The 8,967-nt window shown below is 65.2% G+C and carries 7 protein-coding genes, 1 tRNA gene and 2 rRNA genes; 3 read left to right on the top strand and 7 right to left on the bottom strand.

Features of this window, described 5'->3' with window-relative positions; all coding sequences use genetic code 11:
- From V2I30_RS12420 to V2I30_RS12410, 3 genes are all read left to right on the top strand, one after another.
- Nucleotides 1–153 (top strand): 23S ribosomal RNA (locus V2I30_RS12420); the annotation flags it as partial.
- Between the two features lie 135 nt (nucleotides 154–288).
- Nucleotides 289–403, top strand: a 5S ribosomal RNA gene (rrf, locus tag V2I30_RS12415).
- Between the two features lie 136 nt (nucleotides 404–539).
- Nucleotides 540–616 (top strand) — tRNA-Met (locus V2I30_RS12410).
- Nucleotides 617–1,092: 476 nt separating this feature from the next.
- On the opposite strand, the gene V2I30_RS12405 is transcribed toward V2I30_RS12410, so the two are convergent.
- The 7 genes from V2I30_RS12405 to V2I30_RS12375 form a co-directional block, all read right to left on the bottom strand.
- Entirely contained in the window at nucleotides 1,093–1,830 is a 738-nt protein-coding gene (locus V2I30_RS12405) for a hypothetical protein (RefSeq protein ID WP_330662488.1), read from the bottom strand.
- Between the two features lie 162 nt (nucleotides 1,831–1,992).
- On the bottom strand, nucleotides 1,993–2,859 hold the full coding sequence (locus V2I30_RS12400) for a CheR family methyltransferase (RefSeq protein ID WP_330662487.1): 867 nt from the start codon (nucleotides 2,857–2,859) through the stop codon (nucleotides 1,993–1,995).
- A 5-nt stretch (nucleotides 2,860–2,864) separates the two neighbouring features.
- Nucleotides 2,865–4,049 (bottom strand): chemotaxis-specific protein-glutamate methyltransferase CheB, encoded by a 1,185-nt coding sequence (cheB, locus tag V2I30_RS12395; protein ID WP_330662486.1) that lies wholly within the window; start codon nucleotides 4,047–4,049, stop codon nucleotides 2,865–2,867.
- Nucleotides 4,046–4,411: a response regulator gene (locus tag V2I30_RS12390; protein WP_330662485.1), complete on the bottom strand. Its 366-nt coding sequence runs from the start codon at nucleotides 4,409–4,411 to the stop codon at nucleotides 4,046–4,048. The genes cheB and V2I30_RS12390 overlap by 4 nt, the downstream gene beginning before the upstream one ends.
- Nucleotides 4,412–4,467: 56 nt before the next feature.
- Nucleotides 4,468–4,908, bottom strand: coding sequence for a chemotaxis protein CheW (locus tag V2I30_RS12385; RefSeq protein WP_330662484.1), 441 nt, complete (start codon nucleotides 4,906–4,908; stop codon nucleotides 4,468–4,470).
- A complete protein-coding gene (locus V2I30_RS12380; RefSeq protein ID WP_330662483.1) occupies nucleotides 4,908–7,307 on the bottom strand; it encodes a chemotaxis protein CheA in 2,400 nt (799 codons plus the stop codon). The genes V2I30_RS12385 and V2I30_RS12380 overlap by 1 nt, the downstream gene beginning before the upstream one ends.
- A gap of 61 nt (nucleotides 7,308–7,368) precedes the next feature.
- A complete protein-coding gene (locus tag V2I30_RS12375; protein ID WP_330662482.1) occupies nucleotides 7,369–8,775 on the bottom strand; it encodes an MATE family efflux transporter in 1,407 nt (468 codons plus the stop codon).
- Nucleotides 8,776–8,967: the final 192 nt, after the last annotated feature.

The raw sequence follows: 8,967 nt of genomic DNA, 5'->3' as shown, positions 1-8,967 counted from the left end.
CGGACGGGATAACCGCTGAAAGCATCTAAGCGGGAAGCCTCCCTTGAGATTAGGTATCTTCGAACCGTCATAGACCATGACGTTGATAGGCTGGGTGTGGAAGCGCAGTAATGCGTGGAGCTAACCAGTCCTAATAGTTCTGTTCGCGCTTGAGAGTCTGCACTGTCAATGACAGGCCTGAATGGGTCCGTCTGCGATGGAGGAGTTCTCCAGCCAGATACGCCCTTTACGTTCGCGCATTCACATGCGTGGGCATCGATTTAGGCCCGTATCCCACAAGCTTCATTGCTTGGTGGTCATAGCGCCTGTGACCCACCCGATCCCATCTCGAACTCGGCCGTGAAACCAGGTAGCGCCGATGGTACTGTGTCCTAAGGCACGGAAGAGTAGGTCACCGCCAGGCATTGCAGCTTGTGGGGCGCCTTTATTAAGGCATACGAGCGAAAACCCATTCACGATTTCAAAAAGCCGCTGCCGGTGCGACCGAGCGGCGGCTTTTTGGTCTCTGTCGATCATTCGATTGCGAGACATAAAGGTGCCGCGGGATGGAGCAGTCCGGTAGCTCGTCAGGCTCATAACCTGAAGGTCGTTGGTTCAAATCCAACTCCCGCAACCACCTTTCAGGCTATCGCCGCCAAAGGCCCCGCAGTTCGCTGCGGGGCCTTTTGTCGTTTGGCGCAGGCGGGATTGCGGTTGTGGGGGAAGGCCGCGAACTTTCACGAATTGAGGTCGCGAATGGCTGCGATCATTGCCGCGTCTTTGCGCGACCCGGGGCCGCCGAAGTTCCAGCGGCTGCCCGACAAATAAGCACCCGCGTATCGGGCGCTCCGGACAACGCGCTTTCTCTGTCGAACTGCACGACATTCGAGCACCAATGCGGCGCATCACAACCGCCGCCATGCTATTCCATTGGTCTCGCACTTCGCGGGCCGTTGTCGCTGCCTGTTTGGCAGGCAGAGCAGTCGAGGCTCTCGTAGGTCCTGATGTGGGAAGCGTTGCGTGTCCTCCTGAGCCAATCGCTGCGAAACGCGGCGAGTAGACAAAAGTATGCGGCCGAACATTACTGCCTTCGAACCTTTGCAGCTCGTCAGTTCATTCCCCTGTCGCGCCGGCCTCTTGCGAGCTCCCTGCCGACTTGCCAGGTTCGGCGTCGGCGCGTTTCGCTTCGGGCGATGAGGCCTGCCATACCAGCGCCGCCATGGCGAGCCAGGTCGTGAACATGATTAGATAGGTCCAGCGTCTCGGCCAGAGCTGGCGCACGAACAGCGTGGCCAGGGCGGTCACCGCCAGCGCGGCGAGCGGCGCGGCGGCGGATACCAGTCCGGTGCCTGCAAGCGCGTCCTCGAACGCGAGGCTCGCCCATTGCGCGGGCAACAGCACGAGAAGCCAGTGCGGCCACAGGCCCGGATCGCTGGCGGCGGAGATCAGTATGGCGGCCTCACCGAGGGCGACCGCGAATGCGATGAGCCAACCCCGCCGTCCCGAAGAGCGCGCGAAGAGGGCACCTCGTGCCGCGAAGCTTAGGCTTGCGACAAGGGCTGCGAATGCGGAGAGCAGAATATTACCGATAGGCACGATGTCGAAGGCCACCGACAAGGTCGCGAGCCAGACACCATTTGCGATCCCCAGAAGGGTTCCGGTCCGCAGACTACCTGAAATAGCGGCGCCGATCATGGCGGCGGTCATCAGGCCTAGCGCGATGGTCGGTGCGGCGGCACCACCTCCGATTGCCAGCAAAACGGCAGTCGGCGCTGCGACGCCCAGCAGCGCGGCGAAGCACCATACGGAACGCGGCGCGGCCCGCTGCCCTGCTTCCTCACGAAATTGCATCGACACCGTCTGGCAAAGGCGAAACGACTTGTCGAACACAGCGTCGCCAGCGCCACGCCTAACTAGAAAAATAACCTCGCGGGTTCGGTTCAGGCGCTGACGATACAGCGCGATGGTGTATTGAGCGCAAAACTAGCCGCGCCTTTTTCCAGGGTCGGACGCTCAGACGAAGGCGCCGAACTCCGCCCGTTCGGCGGGTTCGGCCGCGCGCCCATAGGTGCTGAGGAGATCGGGCGCCGGTGCGAACGCGCGGGTCTGGCCCACCACCGTCTCGCCTGCGCCGAGCATCAGGAAACCGTCATGGACAAGCGCCTCCGCCAGCCGGTCGAACGCGACCGCGCGGGTCGCATGATCGAAATAGAGCAGCACGTTGCGACACAGGACAAGATCGAAACGTGCTCTAGCCGGCGGCGCGGACAGCACGTTGTCCTGCTGAAAGCGAGTGATGTGGCGGACGTGATCGCGGATCTGCCAACCGGCCGGGTCTTCGTCGAAATGACGCAGCATCTCTGCGACGCCCAGGCCGCGCTGCACTTCGAACTGGCTGTAGAGCCCCGCGCGGGCAGCCCGGATTGCCTTGTGCGAGATGTCGGTCCCGAGGATGTCGATCGTCCACCCCTCCCAGTCCGCTTTCTGGTCCTCGAACAGCATGGCGAGGCTGTGAACTTCCTGTCCGGTCGAACACCCCGCGCACCATATCGAAAGGCGGCGGGCCTGCTCGCGGCGGCGTCGGAGCTCGGGAAGGATGAGCTGCGGGATCTGGTCGAAGGTTGGCTTGTCGCGAAAGAAATAGGTCTCGTTGTTGAGCAAGGCCTCGACCACTTCGGTGGCGAGATCGCGGTCGTGCGAGCGTCGGCGCGGCTCGTCGAGCAGGCAGACGAGCTGGTCGAGATTGCTGATCCCGTGTTCCCGAAAAACGCCTGACAAAGCAGTGCCGACGCGCCAGCGCCGGCTTTCGGTCAGGTGCTGACCGGTGCGCTCGGCGAGGAGATCGGCGATGTACTGATATGAGGCTGGGCTCGCGTCCATAAGGATCAGCTCGGCGCCGCGTCCTTCGCCGCGCCCACGCCCTGCACTTCGCCGCGATGCTGCATCATGATCGCTTCGCCGAGATCGCCCGGCGCGGCAACGAAGGTCGCCAGGCCGGCTCTGGCGATGGCTCCGGGCATACCCCAGACCGCGCTCGTTTCCGCATCTTGCGCCCAGATCGTGCCGCCGGCGGCGACGATGTCCTGCGCACCTTCGAAACCGTCGCGGCCCATGCCGGAAAGGACGATTCCCAGGACGCGCCCTTCGCAGGTCGAGGCGAGGCTTGCGAACATCGGGTCGACCGAGGGCAGGCAGCCGCTCGGAGCCGGCTCGGCGAGCGCGCGCACGAACAGCCCATCGGACGTACGACGCACCGCCATGTGGCTGTGGCCCGGAGCGATGACGACTTCGCCGGCGCGGATCGGCGTGCCGTCCTCTCCAATGCGCGTAGCCCGGCCGCTGGCGACCTCGATCTGCCGGGCGAAGACCGGAATGAAGGACGAGGGTAGATGCTGGGTGATGACGATCGGCAGGTTGAAGTCGCGTTTCAGCGCGCGCAGCAGGATGTTGAGCGCGTGGATGCCGCCGGTCGAAGCGCCGATGGCGAGAATCTCGGGTTTGAGCGCGCGGCGTTCATGCACCGGATTGATGATATGCGAGCCGTCGCGCCTGCGCGCATGGCCGATGTCACTGTCGCCGGCCGCGATCTCTTCGTCCTCGGGGCTTCCGAGCGCGCGGATCTTGCCGAGAAGCTGGCTGCGATAGTCTTCGTCGAACCCGCCCGGACGTGGTTTGAGCAACGTGTCGGCCGCCCCGCCGGCCAGCGCCCGCAGCGTTGCCTCGGCGCCGTCCTGCGTGAGTGAGGACACCACCAGCACCTCGCATCCAGGCGCGGTCTCGAGGATCAGCGGCAGGGCCTCTAGCCCGCCCATACCCGGCATTTCCAGATCCAGCAGCACGACGTCGACCGGATCGGTTTCGAGCCCGGCGACGGCGCGCTCGCCGCTGCTCGCCGTGGCGGCGACGACCATGCCCGGATCGCTTTCGACCATGCGGCGGAAGATCGTTCGCACCGTCAGCGAATCGTCGACGATCATGACGCGGATCGCAGGGCGGGGCGAAGCGTCGCCTTGGCGCGAGTGCGCGCCATCCTTGGCGGGGCGGCGCGGTGGCTGAGCTGGCGCGTTCATGAAAAGCCGACCAGTTGCAGCTTGATCTGCAGAGTTTCGTGATCGAAGGGCTTCATCACATATTCGTCGGCGCCCGCGCTGATCGCTTCGCGGATATGCGCGACGTCGTTTTCGGTGGTGCAGAAGACGACCTTGGGCTTGTCGCCGCCCGGCCGCTGGCGCAGCTGAATGATGAATTCGATTCCGGTCATCACCGGCATGTTCCAATCGAGCAGCACGACGTCGGGCATCGCCCGCTCGCATGCATCGAGCCCGGTCTTGCCGTTTTCGGCTTCCTCGACCGCGAAGCCGAGCGTCTCGAGGATCTGCCTCGAGACGGTTCGGATAACTCTGGAATCGTCTACGACAAGACAGCTTTTCATGCGCGAACCCCGGATCTTTTCATCTGGAACGTAGGCCAAGAAAGGTAAGCATTGGATTAAGCGGCACCTCGCCGGGCGGACGGGCCGGCGACGATGGCGGGCAGATCGAGCAGCAATGCAGGGCCCGTGCGCGTTTCGACCAGGCCGGTGGCGACGCGCGACCATTGTTCGCCAAAGCCACCCGGCACGTCCTGCGCCTCGCCCATCGCCATCGCGATATCCTCGATCGCATCGACCCGCAGCGCATAGGAATAGCCTTGCAGCGCGACGACGATGGCGCGGTGATCGAGCGCATATTGGGCCGCATCGAAGCCGCTCGCCGTGCGGCAGTCGATCACGGTCAGCGTCTGGCTGCGCATCGCGGTGATGCCGGCGATGAAGGCGGGGGTGCGCGGGACGGGCGTGAGCGTGCCGATCTCGATCACCGACTGCACGTCATGCGCCCCTAAGGCGCAGCGCCGGCCGGCGATTTGCGACATCACGAGAAGGTCGTTCATCATCTCTTGCCCCCTGCGCGGCGCGCTTTGCCGAGCGCTTCGATCAATCCGTCGCGATCGTAGCGATAGACCGTTTCGCAGCCTTCGGGCGCATCGGGCACCTCGCGCAGGCGCACGACCGGCGCCGGGAAGTCGTAATCGAGCGCGCGCGCGGCTTCGTACTCGTCGTCGAACCAGATTGCGACATCCTCGCTCGTTTCCGCATCGCGCGCGAGGTCGTAGCCCGCGGAGGTGACCAGCGGCGCGAGGATGGTCTTCGCCCAAACGCCCTCCGGCAGGCGGCATAGCGGTCGCTCGGCGGCGCGCGGCGCTTCGCCAAAGCGCGCGAACAGGGCATGCCCGTCGAGCAGGGTGATGGCCTGGTCGCCGAGCAGGGTGACCGCTTCGACCAGCGGGTCTTCGGGAACGGGTTTGAGCACACTCGAAAGCGCGACCGCATCGTCGATCTCGCGCACGACATGGAGAAGCTCGCTGTTCCCGTCGCTAAGCCGCAGCAGCCGCATTTTCTGCGCCGGGAAGGGGCCGTCCGGCAAGCCGATCAATGGCAGGATCATTCCGTCGATGACGGCGCGCGGGGCGGGACCGCTGACGTCGAGCGCCGAGAGCGGCGCGGTCTCGATCCGCTGCACGAGATCCAGCCGCACGGCGCAGCGCCGGTTGTCGAAATCGGTGAACAGCATGGCGCGGTGCACTTGGGTCTCGGCGCCCTGCGTCTCTTCCTCGGCCGCGTGCAGGACGCGCCCGCGGGCATCGGAGACGAGATCGTGCCGCGCGGCGATGTTGGTCACATCGAGGAGCAGGATCGGCTGGCCGTCGTCGAGCAGTGTCGAGCCGGCATAGACCTCGGCCTTCATGACCGCGGGAGCGAGCGGTTTGACGACGAGGTCGCCGTGCGAATGGATGGAGTCGACCGCGAGCGCAAACAGGTCCCCGCTGGCAAGCCGCAGCATCACCATCGTCCGCTCGCCAGGATCGGAGGCGCCGGGTTCGAGACCGAGCACCTCGCCGAGCGTCAGGCAGGGCACACGCTCGCCGCGGAAGGTGACGAGCGCGGTCTCACCGACATGCGTCTGATCGAGCGAATTCGAGGAGGCATGGATGATCTCCTCGACATAGCCCTGGGGGATCGCGAGGAGGTGGCCGGCCGCCTCGACCGTCAGCCCTGCAATGATGCTGAGCGTCAGCGGGATCTGCAGCGTGAACAGCGTACCGATGCCGGCTGTGCTCGTCACCTTGATGCTGCCGCCGACACGTTCGAGATTGTCGCGCACGACGTCGAGGCCGACGCCGCGGCCCGAGACGCTGCTGACTTCCTCGGCGGTCGAGAAGCCGGGCTGAAAGACCAGCTGGAGAATGGCATCGCGGCTCATCGTCTCGCATTCGGCCGCGGTGATAAGGCCGGTGGCGAGGGCTTTCGCGGCAATCTTGTCCTCGGCAAGGCCTCGGCCATCGTCGCTGACGACGATCGAGATCGTGTTGCCAGATTGGTGCGCGGCGATCGCCAGCAGGCCGATTTCGCGCTTTCCCGCTTTGAGGCGATCGGACGGTGGTTCGATCCCATGATCGATCGCGTTGCGGATGATGTGCGTCAGCGGATCGCGGATCATTTCGATCATTTCGCGGTCGAGCTCGACATCGCCGCCCTCGAGATCGATCATCACCTGCTTGCCCAGTTCCTGCGACAGATCGCGGGCGAGGCGGGGGAGCGCGCCGAACAGCGTTTCGATCCGCTGCATGCGCATCCGGGTGATCGCATCGCGAACGTCGGAAAGGATGGTCGTCAGCCGCTCGAACGGGCCGTCGATGGTCGGCTGGGTGCCCGCCTGCCGCAGCCGGTGCGCAAGATCGTTGCGCGCCAGGACCATGTCGCTGACACCGCTCATCACCCGATCGAGCAGGTCGACCGGCAGGCGGATGGTCCGCTGCACCGCCGGCGCGGCGGGGGCGGGGGTGTTTTCCGACGCGGCGCTGTCCGCCGAAGCGGTGTCGTCCTGGCCGGGCGAGTTCGCCGGTCTGTGCTTGGCTACATCAGACGGGGCGATCAGCGCCTCGATCAGCGCGCTATCGTCTCCTTCGGGACATGTGCCGGTTTGCTCGATCGCATCGACCATGGCGATGATGCGGTCGATGATCGCGAGCACGGCGGTGACCATCGCGCCATCGGGATCGCGGCGTCCCGCGCGGCAATCGGCAAGCGCATCTTCGGCGGCGTGGCTGAGCGCGGCGAGGCGTGGAAAATCGAAGAAACCGCAATTGCCTTTGACGGTGTGGACGAAACGGAAGATCGTATCAAGCCGGGCACGGTCGGTCGGGTCGGCTTCCCACGCGACGATTTCGCCGGAGCTCGCCTCCAGCATCTCGCGTGTTTCCGCGACGAATTCCGCCAGCAGATCGTCCATTGCGCGCGTGCCCCTGTTGCAACGCGCCAGACTATGGCGGGGGATGGTTAACGAAGGGTCACTAGGCCGCCTGCGGGGCGGCCGGTGCGCGGCGGCCGCGTGCAAGGACCCACCAGACAAGCGCGGCGCCCGTCACCGCGCCGAACAAATTGGCGGCAAGCTCCGCGCTGTAGACGCCCGCGCTGCCCCAGCTGTCCTGAAGCAGCCAGGCGACCGGCAGCATGACCAGAAACACGCGCGCCAGCGACTGGCCGAGCGCGAAGGCGGCCTTGTCGATTGCATTAAGAATGCCGTTAGCGACGATCAGTATGCCGAAACCGGCATAGCCCCAGGCGGCGATTTGCAGGTAGAGCGCGAATTCTTCGACCACGGCGGGCTTGTCTGTGAACGCCCGCGCGAAGGTCTCGCTCGCCGAAGTCAGCACGATGGCGGTCGCGAACCCCCAGACAACGCAGAACAGCCCGGCATAAAGCGCGGCCTTCCATGCCCTGTCATAAGCCCGAGCACCCCAGTTCTGGCCGACGATCGAACCGATCGCGCCCGATAGCGCCAGTAGCGGCACGGTCGCAAAGCTCTGCAACCGGCCCGCCGCGCCGAAGCCTGCGACCGCATCCTGCCCGGCGCTGGCGACCAGCGCGGTGAGGACCGACAGGCCGATCGGATTGATGGCGTTGGAAAAGGCGGCGGGCCCCGCGACCTTCAGGATCGCGGTGGCCGGGTCGAGCAGGCGCGTGTCCTTGAGGAGCGAGAGGTCAAGCGGGATCGCCGTCCGCTTCACCAGCACGATCGCTATCGCCACCCCGCAGGCCCAGCCGATGATCGTCGCATAGGCCGCCCCGACGATGCCGAAGCCGCCGAAGCCCAAAGCACCAGTGATGAGGATCGGATCGAGCACCCAGTTCGCCGCCGCATAAGTCAGGCTGACGAGACTGGTCTTGCGCGCCTCCCCCTGTCCGCGCAGCACGCCGTTGAAGCCCATGATTGCAAGCAGCAGTGGAAGGCCGAGCGCGAAAGGCTGCATGTAGATGTCGATGATCGGAAGGAGGTTCGCCGGCGCGTTCATCAGCGCGAAGACGAGATCGAGCGACGCGAACAGCGCGACGCCGAGCGCGATGCCGCACAGGACGGCGAAGACGATGCCGAAATTGGCCCGCCGTGCGGCGCGTTCGTCGTCGCCTTCACCCAGCGCCCGGCTGACCACCGAATTGATACCCACCATGACGCCGACGCCGAGCGAGGACAGCGCGACCGAAATCGGAAAGATGAAGCTGATCGCGGCGAGTTCGTCTTCGCCCAACTGGCCGATAAAATAGGCATCGACCAGCCCGATCGAGATGATCGCCGCCACGCCCACGATCGCAGGCAGCGTCTGTCCGACCAGGTGGCCGACGATGCTGCCGCGGGTCAGTTTCGCATTGTTGCGGGCCGGCTCCCGTTCGGGCGCCTCGGTTTCGCGCGGTAAATCCATGGACTGTCAGCGCCTATCGCAAGGTCGGGCTGCGGGGGCAAAGCAATTCGGTGCAAGCGGCGCTGCGCTCTTCGCACAAGTTGCCCCGCCGGGTTGGGGCAGCGGATCGCAGGCGTCTTGTGAAGCGGCGGCAATCCATGCGATAACGGTAACGCAAAGATTACGGCCCTGGCGGCGGGGCGAGGACATAAT

Source organism: Erythrobacter sp., from assembly GCF_036351135.1.
Lineage (GTDB): Bacteria > Pseudomonadota > Alphaproteobacteria > Sphingomonadales > Sphingomonadaceae > Erythrobacter.
Note: the sequence above shows the minus strand (reverse complement) of the source record. Positions and strands in the feature narration are given on the sequence as shown.

What these genes read in the sequence shown, in the direction of transcription:
- V2I30_RS12405 (WP_330662488.1), bottom strand. Translation starts at nt 1,830, where the DNA reads ATGCAATTTCGTGAGGAAGCAGGGCAGCGGGCCGCGCCGCGTTCCGTA.
- V2I30_RS12400 (WP_330662487.1), bottom strand. Translation starts at nt 2,859, where the DNA reads ATGGACGCGAGCCCAGCCTCATATCAGTACATCGCCGATCTCCTCGCC.
- cheB (WP_330662486.1), bottom strand. Translation starts at nt 4,049, where the DNA reads ATGAACGCGCCAGCTCAGCCACCGCGCCGCCCCGCCAAGGATGGCGCG.
- V2I30_RS12390 (WP_330662485.1), bottom strand. Translation starts at nt 4,411, where the DNA reads ATGAAAAGCTGTCTTGTCGTAGACGATTCCAGAGTTATCCGAACCGTC.
- V2I30_RS12385 (WP_330662484.1), bottom strand. Translation starts at nt 4,908, where the DNA reads ATGAACGACCTTCTCGTGATGTCGCAAATCGCCGGCCGGCGCTGCGCC.
- V2I30_RS12380 (WP_330662483.1), bottom strand. Translation starts at nt 7,307, where the DNA reads ATGGACGATCTGCTGGCGGAATTCGTCGCGGAAACACGCGAGATGCTG.
- V2I30_RS12375 (WP_330662482.1), bottom strand. Translation starts at nt 8,775, where the DNA reads ATGGATTTACCGCGCGAAACCGAGGCGCCCGAACGGGAGCCGGCCCGC.